This is a genomic window from Pseudomonas sp. S2_H10, assembly GCF_054668285.1.
Genome location: NZ_CP162754.1, coordinates 4,257,063 through 4,278,606 on the forward strand (window position 1 = coordinate 4,257,063; position 21,544 = coordinate 4,278,606).

A 21,544-nucleotide genomic window follows, 5' to 3' on the forward strand; every position below is an offset into this window, starting at 1 on the left:
TTGTGGGAGCGGGCTTGCCCGCGATAGTGATTTCAGCGACTCAGATACATCCGCGTCGTCAGCAAATAGACCGGCAACCCCGACACCACTATCAACAACGCCGCATAGGGCGCCGCCGCCGCAAACTCCACGTTCGCGGTATGCGCCCAGACTTCCGTTGCCAGTGTATTGAGCCCGGTTGGACTCAACAGCAAGGTCGCCGTCAGTTCCTTCATCGCATCCAGGAACACCAGGGCAAAAGCCGCTCCCAGCGCCGGGAAAATAATCGGCAGCGTCACTCGGCAGAAGGCACTGAACGACGAGGCGCCCAGCGTGCGTGCCGCCTCCTCAAGCTGCGGCGCAGCCTTGTTCAGGGCGGTGCGAATCGGCGCCTGGGCCAGCGGCAGAAACAGCAGGGCATAGGCGATCAGCAGCAAGGCAGACGTCTGGTAAAGCATCGGCACGTAATGCAGGGCGAAATACACCAGGGTCAGCGCAATGACCAGTCCCGGCAACGCATGCAACAGATACGGCAGGCGCTCGGCCCAGATCGCCAGTTGACCTTTGTAGCGAACGACCAGCAGGCCGACCGGCACCGCCAGCACCAGGCACAGTGCGGCGCCACCCAGTGACAGTGCGAGGGAGGACAGCAGGGCTTCGCCGATTGCCGCCATGGGAAAGGCTGCTGACGATCCTACAGCCAGCCAGTAGGCCAGCATGCCCAGCGGAATCCCGCTGCCAACGACTGCCAGCAGCAGGCAGTAAAACTGTCCCGCCACGGCCCACGGTCCCAGTTGCACCTGTTCCGCGCGCCGCGCCGCCCCCTGGCCGGTGCGCACGTGCCGACCCTTGCCGCGCACGCGCAACTCCAGCCACAGCAACGACAGGCACAACATCAGCAGTACGGCGGAGAGCATCGCCGCGTTGGCATTGCTGAACTCCAGCTCGAACTGCTGATAGATAGCCGTGGTGAAGGTTTGCAGGCCGATGATCGACAGGGCGCCGAACTCCACCAGCATGTGCAGGGCAATCAGCAACGAACCCGCCAGCAGCGAAGGCCAGAGCAGGGGCAGGGTGACCTTGAAGAATACGCCCCAGCGGTTCTGCCCCAGCGTGCGCGCGGACTCTTCGAGGGACGGGTCAAGGTTGCGCAGCGTTGCCGCCACGGGCAGGAAAATCAGCGGGTATTTGGACAGGCTCATCACCAGGATGGCCCCGCCAAGACCCTCGAAATGAGCGCTGAGCGAAACCCAGGTGAAGCTGCTGACAAAGGCCGGAACGGCGAATGGCAAGCAGAGGATTACGCCCCACAATCGTCGGCCCGGCAGGTTGCTGCGCTCCAGCAGCCAGGCCAGCGACAGACCGATTACCCCACAAGCCACGGTGACGCCAATCATCAATGCGAGTGTGTTGCGCAGCAAGCCGAACACATAAGGTCGCCACAGCAAATGCAGCGCCTCGGCCCAGCCTGCTTGCCAGGCTTTCAGGCCGACATACAGCAGAGGCAGGAGGCTGAGCGCCACCAGCAACAACACGGGCAAGATCAGCCATATGGACGGCCGCTTGCGCCGCGGCGCGTACGTGTGATGCGGGGACGGTGAGGCAGCCATCAATTCAGGCCAACGTCACGTTCCAGGTCCAGCGCTTCTTCGGCGTTGCCGAGGTCGGCAGGCGTGACTTTTGGTGCTTCCAGTTCGCTGAACGGCTTGAGCCCGCGATCAGATGCCATGCCTTTGTGCAGCGGGTATTCGGCGGTGGTCTGGGTGATCACACGCTGGCCTTCTTCGCTGGCCATGTAGGCGAGCAGTTGTTGGGCTTCTTTTGGATGTTTGCTGGATTTCAGGACGGCAGCGCTGGAAACGGTGATCAGCCCGCCGACGTCGCCGCCAGTGAAGTAGTGCAGCTTCGAATCGAGCTGGCCTTTTTCACGCTGCAGGGCGAACCAGTAGTAGTTGTTGACGAGTACCGTAGCCACTTCGCCATTTTCCACGGCTTTCAATGCAACCATGTTGTTGCTGTAGGTCTTGCCGAATGCGCGCAGGCCGGTCAGCCATTCTTCGGCGGCTTCCATGCCGTGGACCTTGATGATCGCCACCGCTTGTTCCTGGAAAGCGCCGCTGGTAGGCACGAAGCCGACCTTGCCTTGCCATTTCGGATCGGCGAACTCCATCACCGAGGTCGGCAGGTCTTTTTCATCGATCAGCTTGGGGTTGAACGCAACGACGCGCACCCGGGCGGTCACGCCAATCCAGGTGCCGTTACTGGCGACGTATTCCTTGGGCAGAACGGCCAGCGTGGCGTCATCCGTCTTGGCCAGCAGGCCTTGCTCGCCCAGTTTATTCAGTGGCGGCGACTCTTCGGTGTAGATCACGTCGGCGGGGGAGCGATCGCCTTCTTCGACGACCTGGCTGGCGAGCTGGTTGCTGCTGCCTTTGCGCACATTGACGTGGATGCCGGTCTTGGCTTCGAAGGCCTTGGCGACTGCGTCACCGACTTCTTTGTGCTGACCGTTGTAGAGGGTCAGGGACACCGGGTCGGCGGCTTGGGTGAGGGGAGTGGCGAGTGCCAGGCCGAGCAGGGTAACGGTCAAGCCACGGCGCAGGGTATTTCGAAACATCATTCGCAGGGTTCCTCACTGTCACATTGCAAAAACTTGCAACAATGATAAACGATATTGTTTCTCAAATGCCTCGATAAATCCTGTAGGAGCGAACCTGCTCGCGATGGGCGCGAACGATGACGCGTGCTGACTGAAAAAATGCGTTGTTTGAAAGTTCTTCGCGAGCAAGCTCGCTCCTACAGAGGGGGGTGTGCTGCTTTTTAGAAGGCAGAAACGCAAAAACCCGCTTTCGCGGGTTTTTGTGAAACTCAAGGTCGTAACCTTGAATTTGAATTGGTGCCCAGAAGAAGACTCGAACTTCCACGACCTTGCGGTCACCAGCACCTGAAGCTGGCGTGTCTACCAATTTCACCATCTGGGCATTCATCGTAAGCGTTGCCGCTGTTGATGTGGCGCACTATACGGAGAGCATTTTGATCTGTAAACCCCTGATTTTAAAAATTAATAAACCAGCGGCCGAAAATGCAAAAACCCGCTTTCGCGGGTTTTTGTGTGAGCCTTGAAATTGATCTAATCTCAAGCTCGAAATTGGTGCCCAGAAGAAGACTCGAACTTCCACGACCTTGCGGTCACCAGCACCTGAAGCTGGCGTGTCTACCAATTTCACCATCTGGGCAGTATCGGCAACGTTGCCGTCGTCGATGGCGCGCACTATACGGAGCGTCTTTTTAACTGTAAACCCCCAGCATCAAAAAAACCTGGAAAATTTCGCCAGTGGTCTTCAAATCAGCTTTGCAGTGTCGATAAAGGGCTTTAGACGGGCTCCCTTAGCCTGAAATTTCCCGTTTCATTACGCCTATGCCAAACTAACCCGCATATAGACAAGGTGAAAACTCTCTAATGGCCGATTGGCAGTCCCTCGATCCCGAGGCCGCTCGTGAAGCGGAAAAATATGAAAACCCCATTCCTAGCCGCGAACTGATCCTTCAGCATCTTGCTGATCGAGGTTCGCCCGCAAACCGCGAGCAACTGGTCGAAGAGTTTGGTCTGAGCACTGAAGACCAGATCGAAGCCCTGCGCCGCCGCCTGCGCGCCATGGAGCGCGATGCTCAACTCATCTACACCCGTCGCGGCACTTATGCGCCGGTGGACAAGCTCGACCTGATCCTGGGCCGCATCAGCGGTCACCGCGACGGTTTCGGCTTCCTGGTTCCGGACGACGGCAGTGACGACCTGTTCATGAGCCCGGCGCAGATGCGTCTGGTGTTCGACGGTGACCGTGCCCTGGCGCGTGTGTCCGGTCTGGATCGTCGTGGTCGCCGTGAAGGCATGATCGTCGAAGTGGTGTCTCGCGCTCACGAAACGATCGTCGGTCGCTACTTCGAAGAGGGCGGCATCGGCTTCGTGGTTGCCGATAACCCGAAAATCCAGCAGGAAGTGCTGGTGACGCCGGGCCGCAATGCCAACGCGCAGATCGGTCAGTTCGTTGAAGTGAAGATCACTCACTGGCCGACGCCACGCTTCCAGCCGCAAGGCGACGTGGTTGAAGTCGTGGGCAACTACATGGCGCCGGGCATGGAAATCGACGTCGCCCTGCGTACCTATGACATTCCTCACGTCTGGCCTGACGCCGTGCTCAAGGAAGCCGGCAAGCTCAAGCCGGAAGTCGAAGAGAAAGACAAAGAGAAGCGCATCGACCTGCGTCATCTGCCGTTCGTCACCATCGACGGCGAAGATGCTCGCGACTTCGATGACGCGGTGTACTGCGAAGCCCGTCCGGGCAAGCTGCGCCTGTTCTCGGGTGGCTGGAAGCTGTACGTGGCGATTGCCGACGTATCCAGTTATGTGAAGCTCGGTTCGGCGCTGGATGCTGAAGCGCAGGTTCGCGGTAACTCGGTGTACTTCCCTGAGCGCGTAATTCCGATGCTGCCTGAGCAGCTGTCCAACGGCCTGTGCTCGCTGAATCCACAAGTCGATCGTCTGGCTATGGTTTGCGAGATGACCATCTCCAAATCCGGCGAAATGACTGACTACTGCTTCTACGAAGCAGTGATTCACTCCCATGCCCGCCTGACCTACAACAAGGTCAGCGCGATGCTGGAAACGCCGAAAGCTACCGAAGGGCGCAAGCTGCGCGGCGAGTACACCGACGTGGTACCGCACCTCAAGCAGCTGTACTCGCTGTACAAGGTGTTGCTGGCGGCACGTCACGTGCGTGGCGCGATCGATTTCGAAACTCAGGAAACCCGGATCATTTTCGGTACCGAGCGCAAAATCGCCGAAATCCGTCCGACCGTGCGCAACGATGCGCACAAGCTGATCGAGGAATGCATGCTGGCGGCCAACGTGGCCACCGCCGAGTTCCTGAAGAAGCACGAAATCCCTGCGCTCTACCGCGTTCACGACGGTCCGCCGCCGGAGCGTCTGGAAAAGCTGCGCGCCTTCCTCGGCGAGCTCGGCCTGTCCCTGCACAAAGGCAAGGACGGTCCGTCGCCGAAGGATTACCAAGCATTGCTGGCCGGTATCAAGGATCGTCCGGATTTCCACCTGATCCAGACCGTCATGCTGCGCTCGTTGAGCCAGGCGGTGTACAGCGCCGATAACCAGGGCCACTTCGGCCTGAATTACGAGGCGTACACGCACTTCACTTCGCCGATCCGCCGCTACCCGGACTTGCTCACGCACCGGGCGATTCGCAGTGTGATCCATTCGAAGCAGAACACCCCGCACGTTCGCCGTGCCGGCGCGATGACCATTCCGAAAGCGCGCATTTATCCGTACGACGAAGCGGCTCTGGAGCAGCTCGGCGAGCAGTGCTCGATGAGCGAGCGCCGTGCCGACGAAGCGACCCGCGACGTGGTGAACTGGCTCAAGTGCGAGTTCATGAAAGATCGCGTGGGCGAGTCGTTCCCCGGCGTGATCACCGCGGTGACCGGTTTTGGCCTGTTCGTCGAGCTGACCGATATCTACGTCGAAGGCCTGGTGCACGTCACCGCGCTGCCGGGCGATTACTACCACTTCGATCCTGTGCACCACCGCCTGGCCGGTGAGCGTACCGGTCGCAGCTTCCGCCTTGGCGACACCGTTGAAGTGCGGGTCATGCGCGTCGATCTCGACGAGCGCAAGATCGACTTCGAGATGGCCGAAACAACCATCAGCGCGCCGATCGGTCGCAAGAAGCGTGGCACTGAAACCGCAGCACCTGCCGCGTCTTCCAAAAAATCGGAAGCAGAGCCGGCCCCGGCGAAAACCGGTCGTCGTCCTGCCAAGGAAAAGGCTGTCGAAGCCTATCGCCCGAGCGATGCGGCGGCGAAAAATGCCGAAGTGCGCAAAAGTCGTGAAATGAAACAGGCGTTGCTGGCCGGTGCGAAAAGCGGCGGTAAAGCGGCGTCTGGGGGAAAGACCAGTCGGTCGACGCCTGAGAAGGCCGTCGGCGGCAAGCCAGCCAAACCGAGCAAACATCGTAAAGGTCCGCCAAAAGCGGGCTCGGCTCCAGCCAAGAGTGGCGGGGCGCGTAAACCTAAGGCCAAGCCATGAGTCAGTTGGAAAAGATCTACGGCGTACATGCTGTAGAGGCGTTGTTGCGTCATCACCCGAAACGCGTGAAGCAGATCTGGCTGGCCGAAGGTCGCAATGACCCTCGGGTCCAGACGCTGATCGAGCTGGCCAACGAAAACCGGGTCCAGGTCGGCCAGGCCGAGCGCCGCGAAATGGACGCCTGGGTTGAAGGCGTGCACCAGGGTGTGGTCGCGGACGTGAGTCCGAGCCAGGTCTGGGGCGAGGCGATGCTCGACGAGTTGCTCGATCGCACCGACGGCGCGCCGTTGTTGCTGGTGCTCGACGGCGTGACCGATCCGCACAACCTCGGCGCTTGCCTGCGTTCGGCTGATGCGGCGGGTGCGTTGGCAGTGATCGTGCCGAAGGACAAGTCGGCGACGCTGACGCCGGTTGTGCGAAAAATCGCCTGCGGCGCGGCGGAAGTGATTCCGCTGGTTGCCGTGACCAACCTGGCGCGCACCCTGGAAAAGCTCCAGCAGCGCGGCTTGTGGGTTGTCGGTACGGCCGGTGAAGCTGAGGTTAGCCTGTATGACCAGGACCTGACCGGCCCGACCATCCTGATCATGGGTGCCGAAGGCAAAGGCATGCGTCGCCTGACCCGCGAACATTGCGACTACCTGGTGAACCTGCCGATGGGGGGGAGCGTCAGCAGTCTCAACGTTTCTGTTGCAACCGGTGTCTGCCTGTTCGAAGCGCAACGCCAGCGCAGTGTCAAAGCCAAGGCTGCTGCCAAGAAGCCCTGATCCAGCCTGTAGGAGCCGGCTTGCTGGCGATCCATGCACCTCGGTGTGTCTGACATACCCAATCGCATCGATCGCCAGCAAGCCGGCTCCAACGGGGTGTGGTAAATGGCGGCTGCTCAATTAATCACCAATTACCTTGCGCCTCCTTCGCCCCTTCTCTACAATTGCGCCCCTTGCTGTGACGGCAGGCATTCATGTGCCTTACCCACGCAAGTCCATAAGTGTCATTCACTCCTTGTCTGACCGCTTTTGAGCGGCAGGCTACAACCCGTAAGGAGCATTCATGCGTCATTACGAAATCATCTTTTTGGTCCACCCGGATCAAAGCGAGCAAGTCGGCGGCATGGTTGAGCGTTACACCAAGCTGATCGAAGAAGACGGCGGCAAAATCCACCGTCTGGAAGATTGGGGCCGTCGTCAACTGGCCTACGCAATCAACAATGTTCACAAGGCTCACTACGTGATGCTGAACGTTGAGTGCACTGGCAAGGCCCTGGCCGAGCTGGAAGACAACTTCCGCTACAACGATGCAGTGATCCGTAACCTGGTCATCCGTCGCGAAGAAGCCGTTACCGGCCAATCCGAGATGCTCAAGGCTGAAGAAAACCGCAGTGAGCGCCGTGAGCGTCGCGACCGTCCTGAGCACGAAGGCGCTGAAAGCGCTGACAGTGATGACAGCGACAACAGCGATAACGCTGACGAGTAATCCACGGACCTTTTAAGGAGCCTATCAAATGGCACGTTTCTTCCGTCGTCGTAAATTCTGCCGCTTCACCGCTGAAGACGTGAAAGAGATCGATTACAAAGATCTCAACACTCTGAAAGCCTACGTATCCGAGACCGGCAAAATCGTTCCAAGCCGCATCACCGGTACCAAAGCTCGTTATCAGCGTCAGCTGGCCACCGCTATCAAGCGCGCCCGCTTCCTGGCCCTGCTGGCCTACACCGACAGCCACGGCCGCTGAGACCGGGCAGTCGACACGTAGCAAAGGATTGAATGTATGCGTGCCTTAGCTGAGTTCATCATGCGGGGCCGTGTGCAGGCCACTCTGGTAGTGGCTGGATGTGCGGCATTGCCGTTGTTGTATTGGTTGGGTGCTGCCGCCGGATGCCTTGTGCTCCTGCGGCGCGGATTGAAGGACGCCCTGGGCGTTCTTGCTCTGGGACTGCTGCCGGCATTGATCTGGTGGCTTTACTCCGACGACCCACGGGCACTTCTGGTGCTGCTGGGGTCTGCGAGCCTTGCGTTGGTTTTGCGCGCAAGCGAGTCCTGGAACCGCGTGCTGCTGGTCAGCATAGCGATGGGAGTGGTGTTTTCAGTGGTGTTGGGGACGGCTTTTGCTCCCCAGATCGAGATGCTGGCGCAGGCTTTGATAAAAGTCATGCCGTCGCTACTCGGTGACGTCTACCAGAAGTTGTCGGTAGACGAACAAGCGCGTTTCGCGTCCCTGATTGCACCGGTCCTGACCGGCCTGATTGCGGCGTTGTTGCAAATCGTCAGCTTGCTGAGCCTGCTTGTCGGGCGCTACTGGCAGGCGTTGTTGTATAACCCGGGCGGTTTTGGTCGCGAGTTTCGCGCCATCCGCTTCCCGCTGTTGCCGGCGATGTTGCTGCTGGCGTGCATGCTTCTGGGGCCGAATCTCGGTTCGCAGATGGCCATGTTGACGCCGTTGTGCAGCGTACCGCTGGTGTTCGCCGGGCTGGCCCTGATTCACGGGCTGGTGGCGCAGAAGCGACTGGCCAGGTTCTGGCTGGTGGGGTTGTACGTGACGCTGTTGCTGTTCATGCAACTGATCTATCCGTTGCTGGTGGTCCTGGCCATCGTCGACAGCCTGATTGATTTTCGCGGTCGTTCGGCACCGAAAGATGCCGATAACGCGAACGGTGAAGGTTAAAAGTTAAGAGGATTTTCACATGCAACTGATCCTTCTGGAAAAAGTCACCAACCTGGGCAACCTGGGTGACAAAGTGAACGTTAAGGCTGGTTACGGTCGTAACTACCTGCTGCCTTACGGCAAAGCTACCGCTGCGACCCCAGCCAACCTGGCTGCGTTCGAAGAGCGTCGTGCAGAGCTGGAAAAAGCAGCAGCAGATCGTAAAACTTCGGCTGAAAGCCGCGCTGCCCAACTGGCCGAGCTGGAAGTGACCATCACTGCCACCGCTGGCGACGAAGGCAAGCTGTTCGGTTCGATCGGTACTCACGACATCGCTGACGCACTGACCGCCTCCGGCGTTGAAGTGCAGAAGAGCGAAGTTCGTCTGCCGAACGGCACCATCCGCAACGTAGGCGAATTCGACGTAGCCGTGCACCTGCACGCCGAAGTTGAAGCCACCGTACGCGTTGTCGTGGTAGCAGCTTAAGCAGCACTTGTCGGCTGGCACCCTCGGGTGCTTGCCGGTAACATCGGGCACGATCCTGTTTACAGGTCGTGCCCTTTGTCTTTCTGGCATCCCCGTTTTTACATCTGATTCCAAGTGGCCATGAACGAAATCTCCGCTCCTGAGCAATACGATCTGCAAACCGCCGCGCTGAAAGTGCCGCCGCATTCCATCGAAGCCGAACAGGCTGTACTCGGTGGTCTGATGCTGGACAACAACGCCTGGGAACGCGTGCTCGATCAAGTCTCCGACGGCGATTTCTATCGACATGACCACCGTCTGATTTTCCGTGCGATCGCCAAGCTGGCGGATCAGAACTCCCCGATTGACGTCGTGACCCTTGCCGAACAACTGGACAAGGAAGGTCAGACGTCGCAAGTGGGTGGCCTCGGTTACCTCGGCGAACTGGCGAAAAACACCCCGTCCGTCGCCAACATCAAGGCTTATGCGCAGATCGTCCGTCAGCGCGCGACGTTGCGCCAACTGATCGGCATCAGCACCGAGATCGCCGACAGCGCCTTCAACCCGGAAGGTCGCACCGCCGAAGAGATTCTCGACGAAGCCGAGCGCCAGATCTTCGCGATTGCCGAGGCCCGGCCGAAAACCGGTGGCCCGGTGGGCGTGAACGATTTGCTGACCAAAGCCATCGATCGCATCGACACGCTGTTCAACACAGACAACGCCATTACCGGCCTGTCCACTGGCTATACCGACCTTGATGAGAAGACCAGCGGTCTGCAGCCGGCTGACTTGATCATCGTCGCCGGTCGTCCGTCGATGGGTAAAACCACCTTCGCGATGAACCTGGTGGAAAACGCCGTACTGCGCAGCGACAAGGCTGTTCTGGTGTATTCCCTCGAGATGCCAGGCGAATCGCTGGTCATGCGTATGCTGTCGTCCCTCGGCCGGATCGACCAGACCAAGGTGCGTTCCGGTCAGTTGGAAGATGACGACTGGCCGCGCCTGACCTCGGCGGTCAACCTGCTCAATGACCGCAAGCTGTTCATCGACGACACCGCCGGTATCAGCCCATCGGAAATGCGTGCGCGTACCCGACGCCTGGCGCGTGAGCACGGTGACATCGGCCTGATCATGATCGACTACCTTCAGTTGATGCAGATTCCAGGTTCCGGCGGTGACAACCGGACCAACGAGATTTCCGAAATCTCGCGTTCCTTGAAAGCCCTGGCGAAGGAATTCAACTGCCCGGTGGTGGCGCTGTCCCAGCTCAACCGTTCCCTGGAGCAGCGGCCGAACAAACGTCCGATCAACTCCGACCTCCGGGAATCCGGAGCGATCGAGCAGGACGCCGACGTGATCATGTTCGTTTACCGAGACGAGGTGTATCACCCGGAAACCGAGCACAAGGGCATTGCCGAGATCATCATCGGCAAGCAGCGGAACGGCCCGATCGGTTTTATCCGCCTGGCGTTCATCGGTAAGTACACCCGTTTCGAGAACCTGGCGCCGGGTAGCTATAACTTCGACGACGACGAGTAAGTTTTTCATCGTCTGACCCGGCCCCATCGCGGGCAAGCCCGCTCCCACAGTGATTTATGGTGTACCTGCTATTTTGGTATCACACAGAACCCTGTGGGAGCGCGCTTGCTCGCGATGGGGTCGACGCAATTTCCGACCACAGTCGTCGGAATTGGTCAAAAAATGTGCTATATTCCGCGCCCGCGAAATTCAATGAAAGCCAACACCGGTTATCGACATGCAAGCAGCCAAGCCGTTATTTGACTATCCCAAGTACTGGGCCGAATGTTTCGGGCCAGCGCCGTTCCTGCCCATGAGCAGGGAGGAGATGGATCAGCTCGGCTGGGATTCCTGCGACATCATCATCGTCACCGGTGATGCCTACGTCGATCACCCGTCGTTCGGCATGGCGATCATCGGCCGGCTGCTGGAGTCCCAGGGCTTCCGCGTCGGGATCATTGCCCAGCCGAACTGGCAGTCCAAAGACGACTTCATGAAGCTCGGCGAGCCGAACCTGTTCTTCGGTGTCGCGGCCGGCAACATGGACTCGATGATCAACCGCTACACCGCGGACAAGAAAATCCGTTCCGACGACGCCTACACGCCGGGTGGCATGGCCGGCAAGCGTCCGGACCGCGCCAGCCTGGTCTACAGCCAGCGCTGCAAGGAAGCCTACAAAAATGTGCCGATCGTACTTGGCGGCATCGAAGCGTCCCTGCGCCGCATCGCGCATTACGATTACTGGCAGGACCGGGTGCGCAACTCGATCCTGATCGACGCCAGCGCCGACATCCTGCTGTACGGCAACGCCGAGCGGGCCATCGTCGAGGTTGCCCAGCGCCTGTCCTACGGTCACAAGATCGAAGACATCACCGACGTGCGCGGCACCGCGTTCATCCGTCGTGACACGCCGCAAGGCTGGTACGAAGTCGACTCCACGCGCATCGACCGTCCGGGCAAGATCGACAAGATCATCAACCCGTACGTCAACACCCAGGACACCCAAGCCTGCGCCATCGAGCAGGAAAAGGGCCCGGTTGAAGACCCGCAGGAAGCCAAGGTCGTACAGATCCTGGCCAGCCCGCGCATGACCCGCGACAAGACCGTGATCCGTTTGCCGTCGGTGGAGAAGGTCCGCAATGACGCGGTGCTCTACGCCCACGCCAACCGCGTGCTGCACCTGGAAACCAACCCGGGCAACGCCCGTGCGCTGGTACAGAAGCATGGCGAAGTCGACGTCTGGTTCAACCCGCCACCGATTCCGATGACCACCGAAGAAATGGACTACGTGTTCGGCATGCCTTATGCGCGCATTCCGCACCCGGCGTACGGCAAGGAGAAGATCCCGGCCTACGACATGATCCGCTTCTCGGTGAACATCATGCGTGGCTGCTTCGGCGGCTGCACCTTCTGCTCGATCACCGAGCACGAAGGCCGGATCATCCAGAACCGTTCCCACGAGTCGATCATTCGCGAAATCGAAGAGATTCGTGACAAAGTCCCGGGTTTTACCGGCGTGATCTCCGACCTCGGCGGCCCGACCGCGAACATGTACCGCATCGCCTGCAAGAGCCCGGAAATCGAATCCGCGTGCCGCAAGCCATCGTGCGTGTTCCCCGGCATCTGCCCGAACCTGAACACTGACCACTCGGCGCTGATCCAGTTGTACCGCAGTGCCCGTGAATTGCCGGGTGTGAAGAAGATTCTGATCGCTTCCGGCTTGCGCTATGACCTCGCGGTCGAGTCGCCGGAGTACGTCAAGGAACTGGTGACCCACCACGTCGGTGGCTACCTGAAGATCGCCCCGGAACACACCGAGGAAGGTCCGCTCAACCAGATGATGAAACCGGGCATCGGCAGCTATGACAAGTTCAAGCGCATGTTCGAGAAGTACTCCAAGGAAGCGGGCAAGGAGCAGTACCTGATTCCTTACTTCATCGCCGCCCACCCGGGCACCACCGATGAAGACATGATGAACCTGGCCTTGTGGCTCAAGGGCAACGGCTTCCGTGCCGACCAGGTGCAGGCGTTCTACCCGTCGCCGATGGCCACCGCCACCGCGATGTACCACTCGGGCAAGAACCCGCTGCGCAAGGTCACTTACAAGTCTGACGCGGTGACCATCGTCAAGAGCGAAGAGCAGCGTCGCCTGCACAAGGCGTTCTTGCGTTATCACGACCCGAAAGGCTGGCCGATGCTGCGTGAAGCGCTGACCCGCATGGGCCGCGCCGACCTGATCGGGCCTGGCAAGAACCAGCTTATCCCGTTGCACCAGCCGTCGACCGACAGCTACCAGAGCGCCCGTCGCAAGAACTCGACGCCGGCCGGCAGCCACAAGGTTGCAGGAGAAAAGACCACCAAGATCCTCACCCAGCACACCGGCCTGCCACCGCGCGCCAGCGATGGCGGCAACCCGTGGGACAAGCGTGAGCAAGCCAAGGCTGCGGCGTTCGCCCGTAACCAGCAGGCGGCCAAGGAGCGCAAGGACGCGGCCAAGGGCAAGGGGCCGAAGCCGGCTCGCAAGCCGGTCGTGCCGCGCTAAACCGCGCTTGAGCTGAACAGAACGCCAACCTTCGGGTTGGCGTTTTGCATTTTCAGGCATAGGAAATGTGTTGAAGCCATAGGCCTCATCGCTGGCAAGCCAGCTCCCACAAGGATCTTCAATGGCCACAGTATTGTGAGCGGCAGATAAACCTGTGGGAGCTGGCTTGCCAGCGATGAGGCCGGCTCATTCAACCTTTCAGCAACTGCTCGCCACATTAAGGCGCAACTACCTCAACCCATTTCCTCGCATCGCCCGATTTTGGTGCTGTACTGCCTCCTGTAACGGGGGAAAGCGCCAGCGCCACTGGATGGCATAAGTCTTGCGCGCTTTCCCATACGCTCAAGGCTCGCAGGAGGCACGCCGTGTCGATTCATGTCGCATTGCACCATGTCACGCATTACCGCTATGACCGCGCTGTCGAGCTCGGCCCGCAGATCGTTCGCCTGCGTCCCGCCGCTCACAGCCGCACGCGGATTCTGTCCTATGCGTTGAAAGTCTCCCCCGAACAGCACTTCATCAACTGGCAGCAGGACCCTCAGGGCAATTACCTGGCGCGGCTGGTGTTCCCGGAGAAAACCGAAGAGCTGCGGATCGAAGTCGATCTGCTGGCAGAAATGGCGATTTTCAATCCGTTCGACTTCTTCCTCGAACCCTACGCGGAACAAATTCCCTTCGCCTATGCCGCCGATGAGCGCAAGGAACTGGCGCCGTACCTGGAAACCCTGCCCCTGACGCCGAAGTTCAAGGCCTATCTCGACGGCATCGACCGCACCCCGTTGCCCGCCGTGGATTTTCTCGTCGCGCTCAACCAGCGCCTGAGCGACGACATCGACTACCTGATCCGCATGGAGCCGGGCGTCCAGACGCCTGAACACACCCTTGAACACGCCTGCGGTTCGTGCCGCGACTCCGCGTGGTTGCTGGTGCAGCTGTTGCGCAATCTGGGCTTGGCGGCACGGTTCGTCTCGGGTTACCTGATCCAGCTGACCGCCGACGTCAAGAGTCTCGACGGTCCGTCCGGCACCGAAGTGGATTTCACCGATCTGCATGCCTGGTGCGAGGTGTACTTGCCCGGTGCCGGCTGGATCGGCCTGGACGCGACGTCCGGGCTGTTTGCCGGTGAAGGACACATTCCGTTGGCCTGTAGTCCCGACCCCTCCTCTGCGGCGCCGATCAGTGGCCTGGTGGAACCGTGCGAGTGTGAATTCAGCCACGAAATGTCGGTTGAGCGGATTTGGGAAGCCCCGCGGGTCACCAAGCCCTACACCGACGATCAGTGGCAGGCGATCCAGGCCCTGGGCCGGCAGATCGATGCCGACCTGCTCGAAGGCGATGTACGCCTGACCATGGGCGGCGAGCCGACCTTTGTGTCCATCGACGATCCGGATGGCGCCGAGTGGAATACCGCGGCACTGGGGCCGGATAAACGGCGCTTGTCCGCCGAACTGTTCCAGCGCATGCGCAAGCACTACGCGCCCAAGGGGCTGGTGCATTTCGGGCAGGGCAAGTGGTACCCCGGCGAGCAACTGCCGCGCTGGTCGCTCAATTGCTACTGGCGCCGTGACGGCGTGCCGATCTGGCACAACAGCGCGCTGATCGCCGACGAACAGCAAGACTACGGCGCCGATGACGCGCTGGCCGGGCGTTTTCTGGCGAGCGTCGCCGAGCGTTTGAAAATTCCGACGCGATTTGTGTTTCCAGCCTACGAAGACAATTTCTATTACCTCTGGCGTGAAGGCATGTTGCCGCAGAACGTCAGCGCCGAAGATTCGCGTCTTGAAGAGCCCATGGAGCGTGCGCGTCTGCGCAAAGTCTTCAGCCAAGGCCTGGACAAGGTCATCGGCCAGGTCCTGCCGCTGGCGCGCACCGCCAAGGGCGATCAATGGCAGAGCGGCCGCTGGTATCTGCGCGACGAGCACTGCCGACTGGTGCCGGGGGACTCGCCGCTGGGTTATCGCTTGCCGCTGGGTTCGCAACCCTGGGTGAAAGCGGCGGAGTATCCGTTCATTCATCCGCAAGACCCGAATCAAGACTTCCCGCCGCTGCCCGACACCGCACAACTGCAAAGCCAGGGCGAGCTCGCCGAGCTGCAAGAGCGCGCACCGAAGGTCGACGAATCCGCCGACTGGCTGACCCGTACGGCGTTCTGTGCCGAGGCGCGGGAAGGCCGGTTGTACCTGTTCATGCCGCCGCTGGAGCGGGCCGAGGACTACCTCGAACTGGTCACGGCCATCGAAGCCACCGCGCAAGAGCTGATGTGTCCGGTGTTGCTGGAGGGCTATGAGCCGCCGAGCGATCCGCGCCTGGGCAATTTCCGCATCACCCCGGACCCGGGGGTGATCGAGGTCAACGTGCAGCCGTCCGCGACCTGGGATGAGCTGGTCGAGCGCACAGAGTTCCTCTACGAAGAAGCGCGCCAGACCCGGCTGACCACCGAGAAATTCATGATCGACGGCCGGCATACCGGCACGGGCGGCGGCAACCATTTCGTGCTGGGTGGCGCGACACCGGGGGACTCGCCGTTTCTGCGTCGCCCGGATCTGCTGCGCAGCCTGATCAGTTACTGGCACAACCATCCGTCGCTGTCCTACCTGTTTTCCGGGTTGTTCATCGGTCCGACATCCCAGGCACCGCGTGTCGACGAAGCGCGCAACGATGCATTGTATGAACTGGAAATCGCCTTCGCACAGATGCCTGAAGTGGGTGAAGAATGTCCGCCATGGCTGGTGGATCGACTGCTGCGCAACCTGCTGATCGATGTCACCGGCAACACCCACCGCGCCGAGTTCTGCATCGACAAGCTCTATTCGCCGGACGGTGCCACCGGGCGCCTCGGGTTGCTGGAGCTGCGTGCATTCGAGATGCCGCCCCATGCGCGCATGAGCCTGGCGCAACAGCTGTTGCTGCGGGCGCTGGTCGCGCGGTTCTGGCGCGAGCCCTACGCACCGCCGAAACTGGCGCGCTGGGGCACGGAGCTGCACGATCGCTTCCTGTTGCCGCATTTTATCGAGCAAGACTTCGCCGATGTCATCGTCGACCTCAATGCCGCCGGTTATCCGGTGCGGGCCGAATGGTTCGCCGCGCACCTGGAGTTCCGTTTTCCCAAGGTGGGCGATTACGCCGTCAGTGGCATTGCGCTGGAACTGCGCCAGGCGCTCGAGCCCTGGCATGTGCTGGGCGAAGAGGGCGGCATGGGCGGCACGGTGCGTTACGTAGACTCGTCGCTGGAGCGCTTGCAGGTCAAGCTCAGTGGCTTGCCGCCTCAGCGTTACCTGTTGACCTGCAACGGCATTCCGGTGCCCTTGCAGCCGACCGGACGTGTAGGGGAATTCGTCGCGGGTGTGCGCTTTCGTGCGTGGCAACCGGCCAACTGTCTGCAACCGACCATTCCGGTCCATGCGCCGCTGGTGTTCGACCTGCTCGACACCTGGATGCAGCGCTCGCTGGGCGGTTGCCAGTACCACGTCGCCCACCCGGGCGGGCGCAACTACGACAGCTTGCCGGTGAACGCCAATGAAGCGGAGAGCCGGCGTATGGCGCGGTTCTTCCGTATCGGACACACGCCGGGGAAAATTCCTGTACCGATTGCGGACATTAACGACGAGTTGCCGATGACGCTCGATTTGCGACGTTTCTAGACCGTCCGCGACGCCCGGGTTTTTCGTCTATCCGGGCGTCACGAGCCTGCGCTAGTCTGACCGTTCATTGCTGTCTGCCGAGCTTTCCATGCCTGACCTGCTAGACCGCTACCCGCTCACGGCGGGCACCTATCACGAACTGCTCGACGACAGTGGCGCCGTGCGCGCGCACTGGCGCCGACTGTTCGAGCAGTTGCAACGCAGCACGCCGGCGCAGTTGGTGCAGCGTCAGGCGTTGCTGACCCGGCAAATCCAGGAAAACGGCGTTACCTATAACGTCTATGCCGACCCCAAGGGCGCGGACCGGCCATGGGAGCTGGACCTATTGCCCCATGTCATCGCGGCTGACGAGTGGCAGCAGTTGTCGGCCGGCATCGCTCAGCGGGCGCGCTTGCTCAATGCCGTGCTCGCTGACCTTTACGGTCCGCAACGATTGATTGCCGAGGGGCTGCTGCCGGCGGAGCTGGTATTCGGCCATAACAACTTCCTATGGCCCTGCCAGGGCATCAGTCCGCCCGACGGAGCCTTTCTGCATCTGTATGCCGTGGATCTGGCGCGCACACCCGATGGCCGCTGGTGGGTCACGGCGGATCGTACCCAGGCGCCTTCGGGGGCCGGGTATGCGCTGGAAAACCGCACGATTGTGTCCCGGGCCTTTCCCGAGCTGTACCGCGATCTGAAAGTGCAGCACCTGGCCGGGTTCTTCCGCACCTTGCAGGAAACCCTGGCCCGGCAGGCCCCGAGTGACGGGGACGCGCCGTTGGTGGTGCTGCTGACGCCGGGACGTTTCAATGAAAGTTATTTCGAGCATCTGTATCTGGCTCGCCAGCTCGGTTATCCGCTGGTGGAGGGCGGCGACCTGACGGTGCGCGACGCCACGGTTTACCTGAAGACCCTGAGTGGCCTGCGTCGGGTCCACGCGATCATGCGTCGGCTCGACGATGATTTCTGCGACCCGCTGGAGCTGCGTACCGACTCGGCCCTCGGCGTGCCGGGGCTGCTTGAAGCCGTGCGGCAGGGGCGGGTGCTGGTGGCCAACGCCCTCGGCAGCGGTGTACTGGAATCACCGGGCTTGTTGGGTTTCCTGCCGAAGATCAATCAATTCCTGTTTGGCGAAGAACTGATCCTGCCGTCCATCGCCACCTGGTGGTGCGGCGAAGCGCCGGTATTGGCCCAGGCCCTGGAAAAGCTGCCGGAGCTGCTGATCAAACCGGCGTTTCCGTCTCAAAGCTTTGCACCGGTATTTGGCCGTGATCTGAGTGAAAAACAGCGCCAGGAACTCGCCGAGCGCATGCAGGCTCGGCCATACGCCTATGTCGCGCAAGAACTCGCGCAATTGTCCCAGGCGCCGATCTGGCAAGCCGAGGACGGTCAGCTGCAACCCCGCGCCATCGGCATGCGCGTGTATGCGGTGGCCAGCCGCGAGGGGTATCGGGTACTGCCCGGTGGCTTGACCCGGGTCGCCGCGCAAGCCGATGCCGAAGTGGTGTCGATGCAACGCGGTGGCGCCAGCAAGGACACCTGGGTGCTGGGCGAGCGTGCGCCCAGCGGCGAACAATGGAAGGCCCAGCGCAACATCGGTGTGCATGACCTGGTGCGGCGCGATCCGTACCTGCCGTCGCGGGTGGTGGAAAACCTGTTCTGGTTCGGTCGTTACTGCGAACGTTGCGATGACAGTGCCCGTTTGCTGCGCATCATGCTGGCGCGCTATGTCGACGGCGACGACCCGCAAGCCCTGCAGGCCGCGGTGGATCTCGGCGAACGGCTGATGTTGCTGCCCGAGGAGGGCGAGTTGCCCGAGCGCCTGTTGGCGGCGTTGCTCGGCGATGACTGGCCGTTCAGCCTGCGTTCCAACCTGCAACGCCTGCAGTGGGCCGCATCCCAGGTGCGCGGCAAGCTCTCGCGGGAAAACTGGCAGGCATTGGTGGAGTTGCAGCGCGAAGCCATGGAGCTGGAAACCGAAGAGCCGGATTTCGGCGAGTTGCTGGACTTCCTCAACCGGCTGGTGATGTCCCTGGCGGCGTTGTCGGGCTTTGCCCTGGACGACATGACCCGGGACGAAGGCTGGCGTTTCCTGATGATTGGCCGGCGGATCGAGCGCCTGCAATTTCTCAGCGGCAGCCTGGCGGCGTTCCTTCGGGGCGCCGGGGCTTTCGACCAGGCCGGGCTGGAATGGCTGCTGGAACTGGGCAACAGCAGCATCACCTACCGGTCTCGATACCTGGCGGTGGCGCAGTTGATCCCGGTGCTCGACCTGCTGTTGCTCGATGAGCAGAACCCTCACGCCGTGTTGTTCCAGTTGAAACTGGTGACCCGCACCCTCAAGCGCCTCAACGATGACTTTGGCGTGCCGCGCGAAGCAGCGCTGCCGCAATTGGTCGAGCGACTGGCGCGATTCGATCTCGGCTGCCTGGAGAACCCGCTGTTCGGCGACGCCAGTGTTCGCGCCGCGATCGGGGGGCTGGCCGCACTGCTGCAAGAGATCGCCGACGCCAGCGGGCAGGTGTCCGATCGCCTGGCGTTGCGGCATTTCGCCCATGTCGACGATGTCAGCCAGCGCACGGTGTCCGTCTGATGAGCGCTCACTACCAGATTTTCCACGACACCCATTATCACTACGACAGCCCGGTGTCCCTGGCTCAGCAACTGGCGCATTTGTGGCCGCGACCTTGTGCCTGGCAGCGCTGCACCGACCGGAAACTGCAGATCAGCCCGCAGCCGACCTCGCGCCGCGATGAGCTGGATGTCTTCGGCAATCCGCTGACCCGGCTGGCATTCGAGCGTCCTCACGATGAATTGCTGGTCAATGCCAGCCTGACCATTGAAGTGCTGCCCCGACCTGCGCTGGACTTCAATCTGTCACCGGCGTGGGAACAGACCCGTGGCGCGCTGACCTACAGCAGCCAAGCGCTGTCACCCGAGTTGCTCGAAGCCTGCCGATACCGGTTTGAATCGCCGTATGTGCATTTGAAGAAAAACTTCGTCGAGTTCTCGCAAAGCTGTTTTCCGCCCGGTCGAGCGTTGTTGCTCGGCGTGCAGGCGCTGATGGAGAAAATCTTCAGCGAGTTCACCTTCGATGCCGAGGCGACCCAAGTGGCGACGCCGCTGGTGGAAGTGCTGGAGCGTCGACGCGGGGTTTGCCAGGACTTTGCTCACCTGATGCTCGCCTGCGTGCGTTCCAGAGGGTTGGCGGCGCGCTACATCAGCGGCTACCTGCTGACCCAGCCACCACCGGGCCAGCCGCGATTGATCGGCGCAGATGCATCGCACGCCTGGGTCTCGGTGTTTTGTCCGGTGCTGGGGTGGGTGGACTTCGATCCGACCAACAATGTGCAGCCGGCACTGGAGCACATCACCCTGGCCTGGGGCCGGGATTTCTCCGATGTTTCGCCGTTGCGGGGGGTGATTCTGGGGGGTGGTAATCACGACCCGGAAGTGCGAGTCACCGTGATGCCACTGGATTAACAACGATCCACTGTAGGAGCGAGCTTGCTCGGGAAAAACGCTAGGGCACCGCGATTCTCCCGGTTTCCCGCGTCATCATTAACGACCATCGCGAGCAGGCTCGCTCCTACAGAGGATCCGGTGGGCCTGATCAGATCATCGGGCCCTGAGGGTCTCAGGCGTCGGGCGCCTGATCTTTCGGTGCTTCAACATCACTTTCTGCGGCCACTTCACCTTCTGCTTCCGGGTTCAGTGCGGCGGCTTCTTCTTCAGCTGTAGCTTTCTTGCGCTGAAGCTTTTCCTCTTTCTTCTGCTCCTTGGCCAAGTCTCTCTGACGTTTGGCGAAGGAATAATTGGGTTTAGCCATGGGCGATCCTCTGGGGTCGAAGGTGAGGTTGAGCGGCGCGTATTCTGCCCTGTATCGGTGCCGAGTCGTTAGTCGGGTTTTTGCTCGACCCACTTCGGCGGTACGCTCGGCTGCCAGCTATCGAGAGCGTCGAGCAGTGTTTGCGGCGATTCGCTCACCTGCAGCATGTCACGGTGCGGCGCGCGAACGAAGCCTTCGCCGACGATGTGATCAAGAAAACCGGTGAGTTTGCTGTAGAAACCGTTCACTTCCAGCAAACCCAGCGGTTTGCCGTGGTAGCCGAGTTGGCCCCAGGTCCAGACTTCGAACAATTCTTCGAGCGTGCCAAGGCCACCGGGCAGGGCGATAAAGGCATCGGCGAGCTCGGCCATCCGCGCCTTGCGCGCATGCATGCCATCGACCACTTCCAGGCGGGTCAGGCCGCTGTGGCCGATTTCCTTGTCCTTGAGGCTTTGCGGAATGATGCCGATCACTTTACCGCCGGCCGCCAGGGCCGCGTCGGCGACGATGCCCATCAAGCCCACGGCGCCGCCGCCATAAACCAGAGTCAGCTTGCGTTCGGCCAGAGCCCGGCCAAGGGCCACGGCGGCTTCGCGGTAAGCCGGGTTGGTGCCGGTGCTGGCGCCACAAAATACACAGACGGATGTTAAAGACATGCCTTGCTCCATGGTCGATCAAGGCCACAGAGTAAAGCCAGGCGCACCGTACTCCAAGGGCTAGACTTGGTGTTCCCGGGTTTCGTACGTACCGCTGGCGCCGCAAGCGTAGGCGGCCAGCAAACTGCACAACAGACTGTTGATCGACATGACAGATGTTCCATTTGAAGGGGGACGGCCTGATGATAGGCCCGGA

Annotated in this window: 15 protein-coding genes and 2 tRNA genes; 11 read left to right on the top strand and 6 right to left on the bottom strand. The window is 61.0% G+C overall.

All coding sequences use genetic code 11. The annotated features are described in order from the left end of the window. Positions 1 to 32 precede the first annotated feature (32 nt). The 4 genes from AB4O16_RS19025 to AB4O16_RS19040 all read right to left on the bottom strand — a co-directional run bounded on the left by AB4O16_RS19025 (position 33) and on the right by AB4O16_RS19040 (position 3,215). Positions 33 to 1,589 carry an ABC transporter permease gene (locus AB4O16_RS19025; protein ID WP_460155540.1) on the bottom strand — a complete coding sequence of 519 codons (1,557 nt, stop codon included), beginning with the start codon at positions 1,587 to 1,589 and terminating at the stop codon, positions 33 to 35. After that, positions 1,589 to 2,599 (bottom strand): iron ABC transporter substrate-binding protein, encoded by a 1,011-nt coding sequence (locus AB4O16_RS19030; RefSeq protein ID WP_460155541.1) that lies wholly within the window; start codon positions 2,597 to 2,599, stop codon positions 1,589 to 1,591. The genes AB4O16_RS19025 and AB4O16_RS19030 overlap by 1 nt, the downstream gene beginning before the upstream one ends. 274 nt (positions 2,600 to 2,873) lie before the next feature. After that, positions 2,874 to 2,960, bottom strand: a tRNA-Leu gene (locus tag AB4O16_RS19035). Between the two features lie 168 nt (positions 2,961 to 3,128). Continuing rightward, positions 3,129 to 3,215 (bottom strand) — tRNA-Leu (locus tag AB4O16_RS19040). A 224-nt stretch (positions 3,216 to 3,439) separates the two neighbouring features. Here AB4O16_RS19040 and rnr point away from each other — a divergent pair. From rnr to AB4O16_RS19095, 11 genes are all read left to right on the top strand, one after another. Continuing rightward, positions 3,440 to 6,076: a ribonuclease R gene (rnr, locus tag AB4O16_RS19045; protein WP_460155542.1), complete on the top strand. Its 2,637-nt coding sequence runs from the start codon at positions 3,440 to 3,442 to the stop codon at positions 6,074 to 6,076. Continuing rightward, positions 6,073 to 6,840: a 23S rRNA (guanosine(2251)-2'-O)-methyltransferase RlmB gene (gene rlmB / locus AB4O16_RS19050; protein WP_160390515.1), complete on the top strand. Its 768-nt coding sequence runs from the start codon at positions 6,073 to 6,075 to the stop codon at positions 6,838 to 6,840. Before rnr ends, rlmB begins: the two co-directional genes overlap by 4 nt. Before the next feature lie 283 nt (positions 6,841 to 7,123). Beyond that, the gene (gene rpsF, locus AB4O16_RS19055; RefSeq protein ID WP_003217491.1) at positions 7,124 to 7,546 is read left to right on the top strand and encodes a 30S ribosomal protein S6; all 423 of its coding nucleotides are present in this window, start codon (positions 7,124 to 7,126) and stop codon (positions 7,544 to 7,546) included. A 28-nt stretch (positions 7,547 to 7,574) separates the two neighbouring features. Then, positions 7,575 to 7,805 carry a 30S ribosomal protein S18 gene (gene rpsR, locus AB4O16_RS19060; RefSeq protein WP_002551829.1) on the top strand — a complete coding sequence of 77 codons (231 nt, stop codon included), beginning with the start codon at positions 7,575 to 7,577 and terminating at the stop codon, positions 7,803 to 7,805. Between the two features lie 36 nt (positions 7,806 to 7,841). Further along, positions 7,842 to 8,735 (top strand): YybS family protein, encoded by an 894-nt coding sequence (locus AB4O16_RS19065; RefSeq protein ID WP_160390514.1) that lies wholly within the window; start codon positions 7,842 to 7,844, stop codon positions 8,733 to 8,735. A gap of 19 nt (positions 8,736 to 8,754) precedes the next feature. Continuing rightward, positions 8,755 to 9,201, top strand: coding sequence for a 50S ribosomal protein L9 (gene rplI / locus AB4O16_RS19070; protein WP_046039839.1), 447 nt, complete (start codon positions 8,755 to 8,757; stop codon positions 9,199 to 9,201). A gap of 120 nt (positions 9,202 to 9,321) precedes the next feature. Then, positions 9,322 to 10,719, top strand: coding sequence for a replicative DNA helicase (dnaB, locus tag AB4O16_RS19075; protein ID WP_034149637.1), 1,398 nt, complete (start codon positions 9,322 to 9,324; stop codon positions 10,717 to 10,719). A 217-nt stretch (positions 10,720 to 10,936) separates the two neighbouring features. Continuing rightward, positions 10,937 to 13,240 (top strand): YgiQ family radical SAM protein, encoded by a 2,304-nt coding sequence (locus AB4O16_RS19080; protein WP_160390513.1) that lies wholly within the window; start codon positions 10,937 to 10,939, stop codon positions 13,238 to 13,240. A 365-nt stretch (positions 13,241 to 13,605) separates the two neighbouring features. Continuing rightward, complete coding sequence (locus AB4O16_RS19085) at positions 13,606 to 16,881, top strand: transglutaminase family protein (protein WP_460155543.1); 3,276 nt, start codon at positions 13,606 to 13,608, stop codon at positions 16,879 to 16,881. A gap of 88 nt (positions 16,882 to 16,969) precedes the next feature. Then, the gene (locus AB4O16_RS19090; protein WP_160390511.1) at positions 16,970 to 19,456 is read left to right on the top strand and encodes a circularly permuted type 2 ATP-grasp protein; all 2,487 of its coding nucleotides are present in this window, start codon (positions 16,970 to 16,972) and stop codon (positions 19,454 to 19,456) included. After that, a complete protein-coding gene (locus AB4O16_RS19095) occupies positions 19,456 to 20,346 on the top strand; it encodes a transglutaminase family protein (RefSeq protein WP_460155544.1) in 891 nt (296 codons plus the stop codon). The genes AB4O16_RS19090 and AB4O16_RS19095 overlap by 1 nt, the downstream gene beginning before the upstream one ends. 154 nt (positions 20,347 to 20,500) lie before the next feature. On the opposite strand, the gene AB4O16_RS19100 is transcribed toward AB4O16_RS19095, so the two are convergent. After that, on the bottom strand, positions 20,501 to 20,692 hold the full coding sequence (locus AB4O16_RS19100; protein ID WP_110660080.1) for a hypothetical protein: 192 nt from the start codon (positions 20,690 to 20,692) through the stop codon (positions 20,501 to 20,503). A 68-nt stretch (positions 20,693 to 20,760) separates the two neighbouring features. Beyond that, positions 20,761 to 21,348 (bottom strand): LOG family protein, encoded by a 588-nt coding sequence (locus AB4O16_RS19105; protein ID WP_460155545.1) that lies wholly within the window; start codon positions 21,346 to 21,348, stop codon positions 20,761 to 20,763. Between the last annotated feature and the right edge of the window lie 196 nt (positions 21,349 to 21,544).